General features: G+C 72.7%; 9 protein-coding genes, 1 tRNA gene and 1 pseudogene. 4 read left to right on the forward strand and 7 right to left on the reverse strand.

Annotation, left to right across the window (positions count from 1 at the left end; all coding sequences use genetic code 11):
- Positions 1 to 163: 163 nt before the first annotated feature.
- From ACIP4Y_RS32425 to ACIP4Y_RS32440, 4 genes and pseudogenes are all read right to left on the reverse strand, one after another.
- The gene (locus tag ACIP4Y_RS32425; RefSeq protein ID WP_401399300.1) at positions 164 to 2,134 is read right to left on the reverse strand and encodes a spermidine synthase; all 1,971 of its coding nucleotides are present in this window, start codon (positions 2,132 to 2,134) and stop codon (positions 164 to 166) included.
- A gap of 2,041 nt (positions 2,135 to 4,175) precedes the next feature.
- Positions 4,176 to 4,385 (reverse strand): annotated as a pseudogene (locus tag ACIP4Y_RS32430) (SGNH hydrolase domain-containing protein); the annotation flags it as partial.
- Between the two features lie 702 nt (positions 4,386 to 5,087).
- A tRNA-Met gene (locus ACIP4Y_RS32435) sits at positions 5,088 to 5,161 on the reverse strand.
- Between the two features lie 340 nt (positions 5,162 to 5,501).
- Positions 5,502 to 6,347 carry an SAVMC3_10250 family protein gene (locus ACIP4Y_RS32440; RefSeq protein WP_401399302.1) on the reverse strand — a complete coding sequence of 282 codons (846 nt, stop codon included), beginning with the start codon at positions 6,345 to 6,347 and terminating at the stop codon, positions 5,502 to 5,504.
- A 211-nt stretch (positions 6,348 to 6,558) separates the two neighbouring features.
- Here ACIP4Y_RS32440 and ACIP4Y_RS32445 point away from each other — a divergent pair, with 211 nt between their 5' ends.
- Complete coding sequence (locus ACIP4Y_RS32445) at positions 6,559 to 7,173, forward strand: dihydrofolate reductase family protein (RefSeq protein WP_401399304.1); 615 nt, start codon at positions 6,559 to 6,561, stop codon at positions 7,171 to 7,173.
- A gap of 208 nt (positions 7,174 to 7,381) precedes the next feature.
- On the forward strand, positions 7,382 to 7,936 hold the full coding sequence (locus ACIP4Y_RS32450) for a lytic transglycosylase domain-containing protein (RefSeq protein WP_401399306.1): 555 nt from the start codon (positions 7,382 to 7,384) through the stop codon (positions 7,934 to 7,936).
- A gap of 85 nt (positions 7,937 to 8,021) precedes the next feature.
- Here ACIP4Y_RS32450 and ACIP4Y_RS32455 read toward each other — a convergent pair whose 3' ends face one another.
- The 3 genes from ACIP4Y_RS32455 to ACIP4Y_RS32465 all read right to left on the reverse strand — a co-directional run bounded on the left by ACIP4Y_RS32455 (position 8,022) and on the right by ACIP4Y_RS32465 (position 14,492).
- Complete coding sequence (locus ACIP4Y_RS32455) at positions 8,022 to 10,928, reverse strand: AAA family ATPase (RefSeq protein ID WP_401399308.1); 2,907 nt, start codon at positions 10,926 to 10,928, stop codon at positions 8,022 to 8,024.
- Positions 10,929 to 11,003: 75 nt separating this feature from the next.
- Positions 11,004 to 11,210, reverse strand: a complete 207-nt coding sequence (locus ACIP4Y_RS32460; protein WP_358647215.1) for a hypothetical protein — start codon at positions 11,208 to 11,210, stop codon at positions 11,004 to 11,006.
- 132 nt (positions 11,211 to 11,342) lie between these two features.
- Positions 11,343 to 14,492, reverse strand: coding sequence for a type 2 lanthipeptide synthetase LanM family protein (locus ACIP4Y_RS32465; RefSeq protein ID WP_401399310.1), 3,150 nt, complete (start codon positions 14,490 to 14,492; stop codon positions 11,343 to 11,345).
- 350 nt (positions 14,493 to 14,842) lie between these two features.
- On the opposite strand from ACIP4Y_RS32465, the gene ACIP4Y_RS32470 reads away from it, so the two are divergent.
- Both ACIP4Y_RS32470 and ACIP4Y_RS32475 read left to right on the forward strand, forming a co-directional pair.
- Positions 14,843 to 15,466, forward strand: a complete 624-nt coding sequence (locus tag ACIP4Y_RS32470) for a LuxR C-terminal-related transcriptional regulator (protein ID WP_401399311.1) — start codon at positions 14,843 to 14,845, stop codon at positions 15,464 to 15,466.
- Complete coding sequence (locus ACIP4Y_RS32475) at positions 15,463 to 16,101, forward strand: LuxR family transcriptional regulator (protein WP_401399312.1); 639 nt, start codon at positions 15,463 to 15,465, stop codon at positions 16,099 to 16,101. The genes ACIP4Y_RS32470 and ACIP4Y_RS32475 overlap by 4 nt, the downstream gene beginning before the upstream one ends.
- The last annotated feature ends 142 nt before the right edge of the window (positions 16,102 to 16,243 follow it).

A 16,243-nucleotide genomic window follows, 5' to 3' on the forward strand; every position in this document is an offset into this window, starting at 1 on the left:
GCGCCCGCAGCGGCCGGCCCGGCAGTGCCATGAGATCCCCGGGTCCGCTGGGGCGGGCCGTGAACCCTCGCGAAGGCGGGCCGACACGCCCCCGGTGCCCACCAGCTCCATGGCGAGGGCGGAGGGCCCGCTTGGCGGCGGCCTACACACCGGCGCGCGAAAACTACGACGCCGGCGCGGCCGGTACGCTCTGGCGGCGTCCGGTCACGCCCATGGCGAGGAACGCTCCGAGATACAGCGTGGCGACGACCAGGAGCAGCGCCTGATAGCCCGTCACCAGGGCCAGGTACTCCAGCGCGCCCCCGGTCAGCGCGCCCAGCAGGTTCGCGCCGAACGCGGCTGTCGGGTCCTGGGCGAGCGCGAGGCGGTCCGAGAAGATGAGGTTGGCGCAGAAGATGGGTGCGAAGGCCAGGACGATGGCGGCTGTGAGCCGTCCGGCGAAGGACAGCGAGAGCACGGCTTCCGGCGGGACGAGCCACGCCGCCGCGAGGGAGCCGAAGAGCATCAGCCGCAACACCAGCTGGTTGACCCGTTGCAGTCTGCGCCGGACCTCGACCGCCGCCAGGACGGCGAGCAGGACGCCGATGAAGACCAGGGCGTTGACCAGCCAGGTCGTACCGAAGTAGAGCGCGAATCCGATCACATTCTTCGTTTCGAGCAACAGGAAGGCTGCGCCCAGGAGAAACATGTCGGCGTAACGGAACGTGCTGCGGATGCGCACCCCCGTCAGGCGTACCGACAGCAGCGTGACCAGCAGGATCGCGCCCAGGGCGCCCAGGTAGAGCGTGGGGATGCCGCGGTGCAGCAGGTACGGGAAGGGGTGGTCGTCGCTCGCGGCTGCCGGGACCGGCCCGCTGGGCCGCCAGGGTTGCGCGCAGGACTGGTCGGCCTTCGTCATCCCGGCCACCAGCACGGCCGCGTTCTTTTGGAACAGTGTCATGCAGGGCGGGTGGCCGTAGACGTCGTCGAGGGTGCCGGCGAAGCGGTCGATCAGCCAGGGTTCGCGATAGTAGTTGTACATGGCGAACGCGCCGTTCGGCGTCAGATGATCACGCGCGGCCTGGAACGCCTCCCGGGTGAACAGGTAGCTTTCCAGGCGCAGGTTGCTCGCTCCGGCCACCAGCGTCAACGAGTCCGGCAGCGCGAGGACGACGAGGTCGTACCTGGTCTTCGTCCGTTCCAGGAACGCTCGTCCGTCGTCGATGTGGACGTGCACTCTGGGGTCGCTGTACGGCCGTGCGGAGTGCAGCTGCGCGCCGATCTGCTGGAGCCGGGGGTCGATCTCCACGGCGTCGACGCGTTCCGCTCCGTGTGCCAGCGCGACGGCGACGTCGTTGCCGTTTCCGGCCCCGATGATCAGCAGGCGCCCGTGCGGGTTGTGAGGCGTCTGGTCGTAGGCCTGCCGGTAGGGGGAGTCCTCGCGCATCAGCACCGGAAGTGGTGCGATGCTCTGATGGGGGACGCCGTTGGCGGAGACGAGGTAGCTCCGTGTGGTGCTCGACGAGCCTTTGAGCTGGATCTTGTAGTAGGGCGACCAGGAGATGCCGCTCGTCGCCGTCTCCAGGAACAGGGCGGCGACCATCGCCGTGAGGGGGATGCCGTAGCGGAGGGTGTTGCGCCGTCCGCCGAGGACCAGCAGGGCCGATGCGGCGAGGAGGCCCCACACGAGCGACGGGGCGCTCAGCCAGGACAGCAGGGCGAAGGACACCGAGCCGGAGATGCTTCCGAGCAGGTCGTAGCGGTACGCGTCGAGCGAGGGCAGCTGTCGGAAGAGATCGGCGGTGATCTTGCCGATTCCCGCCATGATGACGGCGGTCAGCAGAAAGATGGCCGGCAGGGTGACCCATTCGGGTAGGCCGGTGGTCTTCACGGTGGTGAAGTACAGGACCTCACCGCTGATCTGACGGACCTGCACCGGATACTCGCGCACCAGGATGACCAGCAGTGCGAGCGGGGCCGGGGCCCACCGTGTGAGCCACTGCCCGCGCGTGGCCGGGATCAGGAATCCGACGCCGATGCCGAGGAACGAACCCAGCAGAATGAAGTTCGAGAAGTAGCTGAGGTGGACGACGTTGGCCCCTGCCCACCTGATCAGCGCCAGCTCGACGAAGAGCATCGTCGTGCTGGCGAGCATGAGTCTCCAGCGCACCGATCTCGCACTTTGTCCGGGTTCCTCGTATTTCACACCCAGCGACAATGTCATCTTCGGGTCGGTGAGTCGAGACGCCCTGCCGGTCGTGCAGCGGCTGTGCGCCGCGAAGAGCCGACGACCGCACCGGCGACGTGCTCGCCGCCTGCATGGGCCGGGTCGGCTAGGGAAGCCCGACGACCCCTCGCCCCACCCCTTCGCCCGCCGGCAGGGAGACACGGCTCCTCTGGGGATGGTTAGTCCGTTCCGCGCGAGCGGGCAGCGGAGTCGGCAGCGGCGCGGTGCCACAGGAAGGCGTCCAGTCGGTCCGCGCGGGACAGGCGCCCGACCCTGAGAGGCCGGCCCAGGTGCTCTTGCACAGGGCACTGACCGGCGCCATGGACCGCCTCCAACGGTGGACAGGCGACCGGGTTCGTCGTCCTACCAGTCCCGGAATCCTCGAACCCGCGCGCTCCCGACCAGGACCACTTCAAGGCCGTGAACGGCACGATGGCCACGCGGCCCGCGACGCCGTCCTGGCCGCGACCGCCGCCCGGCTCACCGTATGGGCGGGCCCCGCGCGCGTCCGTCGGCCGGCCCGCCGCGTGCTTGGAGAAGCGCCTCGCGCAGCTGGTCCGCACGCTGCTCACCTCGGTCGACGCTGCGACTCCGCACGGGCTCGGCTCCCGCGACCTGACCGTGTTGCACCGAGCCGCCGACGCCGCCTCTACGACGGCAAGCTCCCGTCACGCCGCCATCGCCGCCGCCGTGCACACCGCGGTGCCGTCCATCAACGCCGCCGCGCCCGACGCCCGGGAACGGCTCTGTGGGGGCGAGCCGCATGAACACCGCGCCCCTCCCCCAAGGCAACCGGATTCACGGCGTCAGCGATCAGCAGCGGCATGCCACCTGCATCCTGACCGGCCACAAGGCATCAAGGATCGTCCCCGCACCTGGAGCTGGCGAGGCTGGATGCTCGTGCACGCGGGCAAGCGAATCGACCGGCCCGTCCTGCGCGTCCCGCTGATCGCCCGCACGAGCCGCGACCGTGAGCTGACCACCGGCGCCGTGCCCGGCATCGCACGCCTGGTCGACAGCCACCATGGACTTCGCACCTGGTCCTCGAGGCCGTCCAGGAGTTGCCGCTGCCCGTCCCCGCCGACGGACAGAGCAGGTGTTCGATCTGCTGCCCGACTTTCGGCCGTGACCCGCACGCGAGGCAAGAAGCCGCTGTTCGAGCCGGGACCGATCCCGGCTGCCGGCGCGCTTCTCGAATGGCACGACAGCCAGACAGGCCTACGCCGATGCGCTTCTACTACGGGGAGCCCGTGCACGAGGCGTGCGCTGAGGACTGGATCTTCGCGGAGCCGGTTGAGGCCCGCCTCGGCCGGTCCGCCCACGGCTCGACGAGACGCGCCGGCTCGGCTGTGGTCACCGGTCTGTCGGGGCGTTTTCGCTCTCGTCCCCGGAACCGCTGGCTGCCGTTTCCCCGTCCTGCCGTTCGGGGTGCCGGGGCGGCTGCTTCTCCCCGGGCTGTGCTTGTTCCTCCTCGAGGTGCTTGCGCACTTCCTCCGGCTTGTCCCCTACCTGTTCCATGGGATGCCTCCGGTTCCACGGGTGCGGCACCGCCCGCGAACAGACCGGCGACGCCGCCGTACGGCCAGCTTGACACATGCTGCTGACAGTGGCCCTTCAGGCGCAACGACCGAGCACGTGCTTCGCCCCGGCTACGACTACGACGAGGAGTGCTGCGTTCGGGTGGAACTGATCCTCGGCGGGCTGGGGAGGCCCTGTCGGCGTCCATGCTCGAGGACGGACCCGGTGCACGCTGATGTCGGGTCGCACCGCCAAGCGGGCCGACGAGGGCGGCCGGGGACAACAACTGAGTCGCATGCCGGGCAACCGACGGGTCGGTGAGGTGTAGGCGGGCCGGGTGGGTCTTCCCGGCCGCAGTGCGCAAGAGACTCAGGCCGCTCTCCTGAGGAAACCGCGCGTCAAGGGCGTCCAGTGCTTGCCTCGGTCGAGCGGGTGGCTGCCGGAGCAGGCTTCAACGGGCTGCGCCCTTCAGCTGGGAAGTCAGCCACGGTTGCAGCCAGCGCGCTCCTTCGGGCGTGAGATGGACGCCGTCGCTGCGCACTCGGACACCGTCTACCTGCCAGGTGAAAGCGCCCTTCGGGCACAGGCGACGGCCCAGGTCGAGGATTTCGACGCCGCGGCCCTTCGCCGCGGCGACTTGCCGGAGCATGCGGTTCCAGCGGTCGACGCGCTCGGGTCGGTTTCAGCACGCGGGCGCCGCGTGCTGCCGCGGTGTCGACCGCCCGGTCGAGTTGCGTCCGCAGGTACGCGTCGAACGTCTTCTCGCCGATGTGCGTCCAGGCGCCCGTCGTGCTCGCGGTCCATGGTTTCCCAGCGCCCGAAAAAACAGCACCACCACGTCCGGATCATGGTGGTCGACCGCCTGGCGCAGGTCGCTCTGCCACCGCTCGCACCGCCGGGAGACGTTGTGGAGGGTGCCGAAGTAGCGGTACGGGCTGCCCAGGGCCAGGCCGCAACCCTGCCGGGTGACGTCGTGGACGGCGACACCCGGACTGGGGGGCAAGTAGTGGATCAGGCTCCACGCGATGGAGTCACCCATGATCACAGTCGAGACGGCCCCACCCGCTGGGTGATCAGGGTCGGTGGGGCGGGACGGGACCGGTCCGGCGGAGCGGTTGCCCTGCGCGGGCCCGGTGGCGGTGTCCTCCTGTGCTGCGACACTCCACGCTGGCACCGCACCGCCCACCCCGCGCGCCGGGCGACTCGCGCTCGGCGGCGCCGCCTTCGAGCAAATCCCGGGCGGACGGGATGGCCTTCACATCCGGTGAGGAGGCGACGCCGGCACCGCCAGCGAGGCGGGCGCGTAGCTTCAAGGCAGAGGAACGTGCGAGGGGGCCCGGCTGATGCCGGGCCCCCTCTTTCGTAGCGGGGACAGGATTTGAACCTGCGACCTCTGGGTTATGAGCCCAGCGAGCTACCGAGCTGCTCCACCCCGCGTCGGTGGTGCCACTCTACACAGGGTCCCAGGCCAGCGGGAAATGTCAGCCGCGGACGATGTTCTACGCCTGCGGGCCCTTCTGGCTCTGGGTACGTCGAACGCGACCGTCTCGCCCCCGACCAGCTCGCGGTATCCGTTGGCGGAGAAGTCGGAGTAGGCAGGAGACTCCCCCGCACGATCACTCTGCTCACGTTCATCATCCGGCGCTCGCGCTTGCAGGCGCTTCGGGAGAGAACTGGGCCGTACAGCCGTAATCGCGATAGCAGGCAGGCGCGTGGTGATCGCACCGCTCACATGAGGGCCGCAAGATGCTCGATGTCCGTCATACCCCCGAGTGGTTCAGGGCTGGGGCGCGTACTCCACGTAGAGCGGGGTGGCCGTGACGAGGTGCACCTTGTCCTCTCCGCCGTTGCTGTGCAGGTGCGTCCGGGACGTGATGCGCGCGTAGCCGCGCATCCAGGCGGCGGTCTCTGGGACGAAGGCCTCGTCCAGCAGGCGCACGGTCATCCTCAGCCCCTCGGCGAAGTTGCGGTGCTGGTAGACGATGCGCAACGAGGTGCGGCCCAGCTCCTGCGACAGCTCGTCGTTGCGCAGGAGGCGGTCACTGAGGTCCGGCAGCAGCCGCTCCACCCTCTGGTCCTCCAGGCTGAAGCTCTGCCCGGCGAGCTGGTACAGGTAGGACGAGTCGGAGGCGACGTGGAACTCCTCCGGTTCGGTCCGGTCGAGTTCCGCCTGTACATCCAGCCGGACCGGTGAGACCCCCTCCATGCCGAGCAGGTGTTCGCGGGACCCGTGCAGCAGCAGCCGGACCGAGCCTCCCGTCGGGTAGTCCGGGGACCGTACTCCCGAGTCCAGGAAGAGGACGGCCGATCGGAAGTACTTGTCGTCCATCACCCGGTAGTTCAGGGGTGCCTCGAAGAAGGCCCAGGACCCCGCGCCCACTCTGTCGTCGGCGAACCATCCGACCGCGCGGTCCCCCCGCTCGAACTCGTCGATCACCTCGTCCACGGTGAGCGTCAGGGGCTCCGCGGCGGCTTCCCGGCTGGCCACCTTGGCTCGACCGAAGGGCGGGAACGCCAGTTCGCCCTCGAAACCGAGGCGGCGCCACCAGCGGGGCCGGCCGTCGCCGTTGGACTCGGTGAACTGCCTGAGCTTCCTCTTCGAGAGGTAGACGAACTCGCGCACCGGCTTCCCCCTGAGTCTGGGCGGTCGCGCGCGGCAGGCGGTCGCGCGCCGCTCCGATATATGCCCGGGGCGGACCGCCGCCACGCGACGCGTGCCGGTGCGCGGGTGTCCTGTGCCAACGAACCGGGGCCGAGCAGGACAGGGACCGCCGTGCCAGCCATACTTTCCGCGCGAACGATGAGTTCGAGCCGCGGATCGGGTCTGCCCTGGCATGACTCGCATCATGGCTGACATCTCGGTCTCTCTCGACGGCTTCGTCACCGGGCCCGACCCAGGCCCGGACAACGGTCTGGGCACCGGTGGTGAGGCCCTGCACACCTGGGCGTTTTCCGATGACCCCGACGACCGCCGATACCTGCACGAGGGGACCATCCGTACGGGTGCCGTCGTCCTCGGACGCCGACTCTTCGAGGTGGTCGACGGGCCGTACGGCTGGGACGACTCGTCCGGCTACGGCGCCGGCGAGGTCGGCAAGCCCGCTTTCGTCGTCGTGACGAGCTCGCCACCCAAGTCGGTGCGGCTCACGGACCTCGACTGGACGTTCGTCACCACCGGTCTGCCCGACGCCGTCACCGCCGCGCGCGAGCGTGCCGAGGCGGCGGCGTCGGGCAGCGGAACGGAGCTCGACGTCGTCCTCATGGGCGGCGGTGCAACGATCCGCTCGGCGCTCGACGCCGGGCTGGTCGACGTGCTGACGCTGCACCTCGCGCCTGTCGTGCTGGGCGCCGGGACGCCACTGTTCACCGGCGGGCCGCCGCGCACGCTGGTACAGCGGAGCGTGACCGCGACGTCGACCGCGACACACCTGACGTACGACGTCCTCTGACCAGGTCGTTACTCCACGTCAAGCCGAGCACGGCCGGACCGCGGAACCCACGGACCATGCGCGTCGGGATTGGCGTGGGGCCAGGAGGGCAAGCGCATCTCGGTACTGGTGGACGAGCTGCCGTTCGGGCGAAGGCCCGCAGGCGGTGGAGGGGTGAATGCGGGTGGTCGAGCGACCGACGGTGGCGTCGAGGCAGGGGTCCCCGTCGGTGGACAGCGGTGGTGTCCGGGTACCGCCGCTACGGCCCGGCGGCTACGACCCGGCGGACTACGCCGGGTCCGTGGTGCACAGCGCCGGCGAGGTCGGGGTGTCGTCTCAGCTCCTCATGACCGTGCTGCACAACGAGGCGTACAAGCCGCACCACCCGCTGCTTGAACGGCTGTGGCAGTGGTGGAAGCCCGAGGCGTCCTTCGGTGTGGCCAATATGCACCGTGCGACGTTCGAACGGGTTCGGCGGACGCACGGCCTGTCGGGGCGGTGGCAAGACCTCCGTGACGATCCCGGTTTCGCCATCCACGTGGCGGCTTTGCACCTGAAGGATCTCGACCGGTGCCTTCCTCCTCGGCACGTGCGCCGCTACAGCCGCGACGAACTCCTCGCCCTCGGCTACAACGCGGGCGAACGCAACATGAGGGCCTTCGCCCGCGGCGTTCCGCCGGGCCCCATGGCACGGTCGTACCTGCGCCGATTCCGGGCCCACCGGAGCCGTGCCGCCGAGGTCCTGGCGGCCTACGGCGAACCGCGCGACGCCGCGGCCGAGTGAGCGGTCAGGCTGCGTCACGCTGCCTGCATCCAGAGACCGAAGCGGGCCGTGTCCGCTTCGGGAGGTGGCCGTCACCGCTCGGCTGTCAGCACTGCTCCGCCGCCAGGGCGCAGAGCTGTGAACGGTTGGGCAGGCCGGTCTTGGCGATCAGACTGGCGACGTGTTTCTCGACGGTGCGCGGCGATATGAAGAGCCGGGCGGCGATGTCCTTGTTGCTGGGGCGGTCGGCCAACAACCGGAAGATCTCGTACTCGCGGACCGTCATGCCCTTCAGGCGCAGCTCCGGCGGAATCCGGTCGCTGCCGGTGCGGTGCTGGCGCACCGGCGCGCCGATCGCGCGCAGGAGGGTCCGGCAGGCGCCGACCACCGCGGTGGCGGAGGTCTCGCGGAAGTGGTGCTCGGCTTCCCGCAGCCATCTTTCCGGCTCGCCCCAGTTCAGCGCGTGGGCCTCCTCCGCGATCAGCCGCTGTCCGAGGTGGCGGGCGGTGGGGTAGGGCGCGCCAGCCTGCTGGGCGGCGAGTGCCACGCGTCCGGCTGCCTCGGGCCGGCCCTCCCGGCCGAGCAGGACGGCCTCGGCGAGGAGGACGAAGTGGTGGTTCCACCGCATCCGGCCGGCGGCGCTGGCGGCCAGCCGGTGGTGGTGACCGCGGTCGGCCCGGCCGTCCAGGAGGTCGAGCAGCAGACCGAGGCCGTGCCGTCCGCTCAGATGGAAGGTGGTCGGGTTCTCGGCCTCCAGCGCCTCCAGGTCGGCCATGGTCCGGGCCGCCTGGTCCCGGTTCTCCTCCAGGAGGGCGCAGAAGACCTGGGCCAGACCGAGGGCCAGCGGCTCCTCGGGTGAGCGGCTCCCGCCCCAGCGTCCGAAGTCGGTGAGGGCCTCCTCCATGGCGGCGCGGTCGCCCTGGTGGGCCGCCAGCACCGCGCGGGCCATCAGCAGGTAGCGGGACACCGACGTGAGTTTCAGGCGGGCCGCCATCGTCAGCGTCTCGTCGCCCAGCGCCCGGGCCTCGGTGAACCGGCCGCACAGTACGTCGTGCAGGGTGAGGATGCCGTCGATGCCGTAGACGACGGGGACCGCGCCGAGCCGCCGGGCCTCCGTGCGCGCCTCTTCGAGGGTGGCGGTGCTGCCGTCGTCCAGCCATCGGATGCCGCCGAGCCGGGTGAGCGCGTACATCCGCTGGAGGGACAGGCTGTGCCGCTCGGCGGTGCTCATCGCCTGTTCCAGGTAGGTACTGGCCTCCGCGAGGTCGCGTTCGCGGGCTACGACGCCGAGGAGCTCCCACGCCTGGCAGGCGACCAGGGGCAGGCCCTGCCGCTCGGCGGTGTCGAGGGCCGCGCGGGCCAGCCGCTCGGCCCGCTGGGTGCGGTCCCGTCCCGGCGTGTCGAGGCACAGGTAGGCCTCCACCACGTCGGTCAGCGCGGTGTGCGCCTCGTCGGGCGCCGTCGCCAGCAGTCCACGGGCCCGTTCGATCTGGTTGTTGCCGTCCGCCCACCGGCCCGCCATGTACGCCACGTGTGCGAGGCGGGTGTGCAGGGCCGCCAGCCGGGCCGCACCCAGGCCGGCTCCGACGAGTTCGCGCAGGCTGCCGGTGAGGCTGAGCGCGCGGGTCAGGTCCCCGGTCTCCGCGAGTGCGGGCAGCAGCGCCTCCAGGGCCTCGGCGCGGGCGGTGCAGTCGCCGCCTTCCGCCAGCAGCCGCTCGGCGCGGTCGAGCAACGCGACCGCGGATCCGACCGCACCGTCGGCGAGGGCGCGGCGCCCGGCCTCGGTGAACAGCCGGCCGGCCCGGACGGGGTCGCCGGCGGCGGCGCGCAGGGTCGCCGCAAGTGGGCACCAGTCGCCCGGCAGACCGGGGTTGAGGTTCTCGATCGCGTCTGCGGCCTGCTCGGACAGGGCGACCCGGGCGGTCGGGGTGAGCTGCGCGAGCAGTGCCTCGGCGGTCAGCGGGTGCTGGAAGGCGTACCAGTCGGGGGCGGGTTCGTCGGCCGCGACCAGCCGGGCCGCCACGCTCGCGTGCAGGTGGCTGAGCAGGCTCCGGTCGTCGACGCCGGTCATCGACTGGAGCACCGACAAGGGAAAGCGCCGCCCCAGTACGGCGGCGGCGCTGAGCAGTGTCCGCCCCTGCGGGCCGAGCTGGTCGATGCGGTGGATGGCGCCTTCCAGCAGCGCCCTGGGCATGTTGCGGCGGAGGTCGCCGACCACCCGCCAGGCGGCGCCCTCGCGGACGAGCGAGCCGCCGGCGACCGCACCCTGGAGAAGTTCCTCGACGAGGAACGGGATGCCCGCGCTGTCCTGCCACATCTGGACGAGCACTTCGGCGGGCATCAGGCCGGCCTCGGTGTCCAGGCAGGAGGCGATCATGCGGCCGACCTCGTCGGCGTCCAGCGGTGCCAGCCGGAACACCGTCGCGCTGCCGCGGCGCCCGGCGGACTCGGCGAGGCTCAGCGCCTCGCCGGGGTCGGACCGGAGGGTCGCCGCCAGCATGAGCGGCTGCTGTTCGAGGTTGTCCACCAGGTACTCGACGACGGCGAGGGTCTCGGTGTCGGCGTCGTGCAGGTCCTCCAGCACCAGCAGGCAGCCGCTGTCACGGCCGGCGTAGGCGAGTACCCGCAGGACCGCTTCCGCGAGCACCACCGTCGAGCCCTGGTCGGGGGCGCCGGTGCTCCAGCCCGGGATGAGCCGGCCGAGCACCGGCCGGTACGGTCCGAGGCTCGCCTCGTCCGGTGTCACCCCGCCGCGGGAGAGCGGCATCAGGGCCTCGGTGAGGGGCCGGAGCGGAACCATCGGTCCGATGGTGCTGCTCCGGCCCTTCAGGACCCGGACGCCGGCGTCCAGCGCCGATCCGATCAGCTCGGCGATCAGCCGCGACTTGCCGATTCCCCCCTCTCCGACCAGAAACGCCGTGCCTCCGCGTGACCGGTTCAGGTGCCGTAACGATTCGCCGAGCTCGGTGACTTCGGCCTCACGACCAATGAGATGAGCTGCCCGCAGACGCATACCTCCGGATAGTAGTCACTCGCTCACGAAGGTCACACACCTGCGACGGGCCGTGCGTGACGGTGGGTCACACGGTCAGGAGGGCACCGACACGGTGGTGATGGTGGCGGAGCCGAGGCCGACCACCACGCCGCTGCCGAGGGTCATTCCGGCCAGCGCCCGGGTCCGGGCGCACGCCCCGTTCCAGCGGACCAGCCGGATCTCGCCGGCCGGGTCGGTGACCGTCGCGGACGCGCCCGTGGTCTCGGCGTGGACGGTACCGTTCTGCAGGAAGCTGGACATGGGTCTTCCTTTCCATGGACTCGATCCGCTTGGGGATCGCTTTGTTGGTCGACTGTTCGTCTTTCCGAAAGGGTCCTCGTGGGGCCCGCGCGGGCGGGCACCGGATCGGCCGGGCGGTGCCGGGGCGCTCAGCTACCCGCCGCCGGGCGCGGGGTCGAGCAGCAGGACCGAGGGCACGGTGTCGGCGAAGCCCAGCCGGAGCAGGGCGTAGCCGATGCCCGACAGCCCGGTGAGCAGGCCGGGCGTCGGCACGCGCCCGGGTGTCCCGCAGCGGGGCCCCCAGGCGTGGAGCAGTCCGAGAGCCAGGCCGATCCGGCCGGTCAGGCTGCTTTGCGCCTCGGCGTTGCCGCGCGCGGCGAGGGCGGCCACCGCTTCCGCGATGCCCAGCTCGCCGTGGCAGAGGCTGAGGTCGGCCACCGGCGGGTGCTCGGTGAGCCGGCGGCTGGCGTCCCCGGCCGGGCCGTTCGCCCGCTGCGGACAGAGCCCGGCGTCGGCCGCCGCCAGTACGACGCCGCTCGTGCCGGAGCACCAGCCCGCGTCGAGCCGGTCCGCCGCCGCGAGGGCGGTGGTCAGTCTGGCCCGGCCGACCGCCTCGGCCCGCGTGCCCGGCGGGCCTTCGGCGAACCGGGCGTGCCGGGCGAGTGCCCAGCCGATCCCCGCCTCGCCGAAGGCGAAGCCGAAACTCTCCGGCGCCCCGTCGCCGAGCCGGCCGGCCGGCGCAAGCCCAAGTAACCGTTCGGCGATGCGGTCGGCGAGGTCGGCGGCCTGCGGCAGCCCGCGCTCGCGGTGCACCGCGTGCAGGGCGGCGAGCGCTCCGGCCAGGCCGGCCGACACGTCCAGCGGGGTGTCGTCGCCGAGCGCCGCCAGCGCCAAGGCGTCCAGCGCCGTCGGCAGGCACTCGGCGAGGTCGTCGGCGACCAGGGTGGCCACCCGTGCGAGGGCGTAGCAGACCCCGCCGAGGCCTTCGAAGCCGCCGGGGCCCACAGCCCGGCTCAGCGCCGGGTCGGCGGCCATCGCGGTGACGAGTTCGGGCACCGGGGCGAGCGCCGCCCGGGCCAGTTCGGTGTGGCGGGCGGAGCCGGTGAGCGCGCCGAGCTGGGCCAGGAAGAGGGCCACCCCGCTGTACCCCTGGGCCAGTCCGGCGCCCATGGGCAGCACCGTCCAGCGGTCGTCGACCGCCTCCAGGCCGATCCAGTTGACCCGCCCGTGCCCGTGGACGGCCCGGCCGGCGATCTCGTCGGCGATCCCGGAGGCGGCGGCCAGCAGCGCGGAGGGTTCCGGCAGGGCGGCGGGAGCCGGACGGGCCCGGCGGCTCACCCGGTGGTGGCGTCCGGCGGCGTCCGGCTCCGCGGATGCCAGGGTGGCCGAGATGATCCACTCCTGGGCGCGGCGGTCGACGGTGCTCATGGCGGCGAGCTTCGCCCGTGCGGAGGCGAGCCCGGAGGTCTCCAGGACGCCGTTGACCAAGCTCCCGTCCGAGGCGAGGACCGCCGGCGAGCCGGGACGGTGGAAGAAGACGGGGACGTCACCGTCCCACAGGTCGGCGATCTCGTACTCGATCAGGGCCTGGCGGGCCGGGTCGCCGTCCGAATCGGCCCACAGCACCGCGAACATGGCGTCCCGGTCCAGCCCGTCGCGCAGCACCTGCGGATGGGTCGCCTCCTCCAGGAGGGTGGCGTACAGCATCGTCGGGCGCAGCACGAGCCGGCCGACCGCGTCCGCGCCGGCGGCCAACGGCCCGGCGGGGCCGGACAGTTCGGCGCGGTGCCGGACGACGGCGTCGTACCCGGTGCGGAATCCCGCCAGCACCGCGGCCTGCCGGTCGGCGCTCCCGGGCCCGGCCGCGGCGCCGTACGGCCGGTTCAGCGCGCCGGTGAACGGCGCCGGGCGGCGCACCAGGCGCATCTCGTCCGTGCCGGCGTCCTCCCAGACCATCCGGGTGTTGGGGGACTGCCCGCCCGGTGCGCCGCCCAGCGCGGAGACGTCGACCGCGCCCACCTCGCCCATCAGGAGCTGCGGCAGCAGGCAGGTGCGGTGCACCGACGAGGCGTGCGCTCCGGCGGCCGGGTCCGGCAGGGTGGTCCCGCCCTCCCGCAGGACGGGGTGCAGCAGCGTCTCGACGTCGACGAGCACGGGCTGGTCACCGTGCGCGAGGACGTTCTCGTAGTGCAGGTCCACCCCTTCGAGGGTGTAGGCCAGAGCGATCAACGCGCCCTGCCGACGGTGGAACCGGTCGACCTCGGCCAGCGAACGGCACGTCCGGTGGTCGATGTACTCCAGCCACCCGTAGCCGTCCCCGGCCACCCAGCGCGGGGTGCGCAGCCCCAGGCTGGGTACTTTGCCGTCCAGCCAGCCGGCCATCCGGTCCAGCAGGGCGTGCTGGTCGACCGGTCGCGGCTTGTAGACCGCGCTGCCGCCGCCGGCGAACCGGAGCACCGCCACCGACCTGCCCCGCTGGTGCAGGTCCCCGAGTCCCAGCTCGACGGTGGTCAGCGGGCCCGGGTCCCGTCCGCCGAACAGTTCGCCGGTCAGGCGCCGCCGGTCGGCGGCGAGCCGCACCAGCAGCTCGGCGCCGGACCGGGCGGTGTGCCGGCAGGTCCGGGCCAGCAGTCGGGCGAGTACGGGGTATCCGGCGAACAAGCGGGCGAGACCGGTCCGGGTGCCCGTCCGGGCGGCGAAGTCGGCGAACCGGGCCGCTGCGGTGGGGCCGGACAGGTCGCCCGCGGTCCGCGCGGCGGCCAGCTCGACGACCAGGGTCCGGGCGGCCGCCTTGGTCAGCCGCCGGGTCAGCCAGTGCTCGTAGACCCCGGCGAACACCGCCACCTCGTCGGGCTCGGCGCCGCCCGCCCCGGCCTGTTCGACCAGCTCGGCGACGGCCGCCGTCACCAGGGGGCGCAGTACCGGTGCGAACACCGCCGCTCCGTCCGCCGGGTCGGCGGGGGCGGTCACCGCGGACCCGCCGACCGCCGCGGGTGTCTCGGGGGCCGCGGCGACCGCGTCTTCGACGAACACCGCCCACTGCGGCTTGGCGAGCCGGCCGGCCAGGCGGGCCGGAGGTTCGGCGGCGAGCGCCGCCGCCAGCCGGGTGTCGGCGCCCAGTCGGGCCAAGCGCACGGACTCGCAGGTCGACTCGAGAGGCGAGCGGGGGCGCAGCCCGGCGGCCGGGCCCGCCGGTGCCGCCGGCGGGTGCGGGGCCGACAGCCGTTCGCGCAGTGTCGCGGCCGGCGCCCACCAGGAGGACTTCGCCCCCGTGGTGGGACAGGCGGTGTCGGTTGTGGTCACGTCCGTCACCCTTCCAGCGGCGTCGCCCACCCGTACAGGGGAAGGGAACCCCCACATTCCGCGGCGGACTACCCACTCGACGCCACCGCCCAGCCCCCCATTCGCCCTGCCGGGCGGCCCGGCGGGAGCGGTGGGCGGCCGCGACGGCGCCGCCGCCGGGGCAGGCGGGCCCACGGCGGCAGGTGCCGTCCGGCGGCGCCCGGCCGTGTGCGGTCCGGTCGCCGGTGTACGGCCCGGGGGCGGCCCGGCGCGGTACGGGAATGCGGGTAATCGCGCCCCATGCGGCGCGGCGCACGGGTTGCCGAGACTCCTCGCCGAGAGGTTCGCCCCGCTCTGACCGAGGAGTACACATGGGCAATCCCCTGTCGCTGTGCATCGTGGCCCTGGACCCGCTGCTCGAAGCCGGCGCCGTCAGCGCCCTGTCCGGCAACCCGGACATCGCCCTGGTCCGGCCGGAGGAGAGGGCCGACGTGGCCGTGGTGATCGTCGACCGAGTGGGCCACCAGGAACTCGACCTCGTGGCCGCGACCGGCACCGGCCCGCACCGGCCCGCCGTCATCGTGATCGCCTCCGACCTGTCCCCGGCCGAAGCCGCGGACGCGATCAACGCCGGAGCCCGCGGTCTCCTGCGCCGGCACGAGCTCGACGCCGACCGGCTGGCGCGGACCGTGCGGACCGTGGCCGGCGGCGACTGCACCGTGCCGCCCGACCTGATCGACGGCCTCCTCGACCAGCGCACCGAGGTCGACGCGTATCCCGGCGTGCGGGGGCGGAGACCGGAGTGGGGCCTGGACGAACGGGAACGGGCCGTCCTGCGGATGGTGGCCGACGGCCGGGAGACCGATGAGATCGCCCAGGAACTCTGCTACTCCCCGCGGACGGTGACCACCGTCGTCCGCGACATCACCCAACGGTTCCGGCTGCGCAACCGTGCCCACGCGGTGGCCTACGCCCTACGGACGGGCCTGCTGTGACCGGCCTCGTCCTCGAAACGCCGCCCGAGACGGGGAGGGGCGACGGCGCGCCGCGCGTGCACCTCGGCCCGGCGGGCGGGGCGGCCCGCGACGCGGTGGCCGCCGGCCTGCTCCGGGCCGGCATCGAACTGGCTGACGGACGCTGCGACGGGGCCGTCCGGGTGGCCGTCGGGCGGACGCCCGGTGCGGCGCTCGACGGCTGGCCGGAACCGGGCGGCGGCCCCCTCCTGCTGGTCGCCGACACCTTCACCGCGGCGGGCGTGCGGCTGGCCGTGCGGTCCGGGGTGGTGGCCATGCTGCAGTCCGCCGAGGCCACCCCTGAACGCCTGCTCACCGCCGTCCACGCCGCCCGGTACGGCGAGGGCCGGATGTCCTACGACGTCCTGGTCCGCCTCCTCGACCGGGCGGGCGGCGACCCGGAACGCCTGCGCCCCGCCCAGGACTCGCCGCTGACGGCCCGGCAGAAGACGGTGCTCGCGCTGGTCGCCGAGGGGCACGGCAACGCCGCCATCGCCCGTGAACTCTCCTGCTCCCAGCACACCGTGAAGAACGTCATGTACGACCTGATGACCCGCCTCCAGGTCCGCAACCGAGCGCATGCGGTGGCGTACGGCGTCCGCACCGGGCTGATCTGACCCGGTCACGGCCCGACCAGAGACATTGACGCAGCAAAAGCGGCGACGGACGCTGCTGCTCCTTCCCTACTGCGCCGCCGCGCCCGAACGGCAAGCTCCGGACGTGCCCCGGCCACCCGAGGCGCGCGACGACCTACCCGAC

Origin of the sequence: Streptomyces sp. NPDC088810 (genome assembly GCF_044750305.1) — a bacterium.
Lineage (GTDB): Bacteria > Actinomycetota > Actinomycetes > Streptomycetales > Streptomycetaceae > Streptomyces.

Bases quoted from the DNA above. Each gene is read 5' to 3' on its own strand.
- ACIP4Y_RS32460 (WP_358647215.1), bottom strand. From the start codon at position 11,210: ATGTCCAGCTTCCTGCAGAACGGTACCGTCCACGCCGAGACCACGGGC.
- ACIP4Y_RS32470 (WP_401399311.1), top strand. From the start codon at position 14,843: ATGGGCAATCCCCTGTCGCTGTGCATCGTGGCCCTGGACCCGCTGCTC.
- ACIP4Y_RS32425 (WP_401399300.1), bottom strand. From the start codon at position 2,134: ATGCTCGCCAGCACGACGATGCTCTTCGTCGAGCTGGCGCTGATCAGG.
- ACIP4Y_RS32455 (WP_401399308.1), bottom strand. From the start codon at position 10,928: ATGCGTCTGCGGGCAGCTCATCTCATTGGTCGTGAGGCCGAAGTCACC.
- ACIP4Y_RS32445 (WP_401399304.1), top strand. From the start codon at position 6,559: ATGACTCGCATCATGGCTGACATCTCGGTCTCTCTCGACGGCTTCGTC.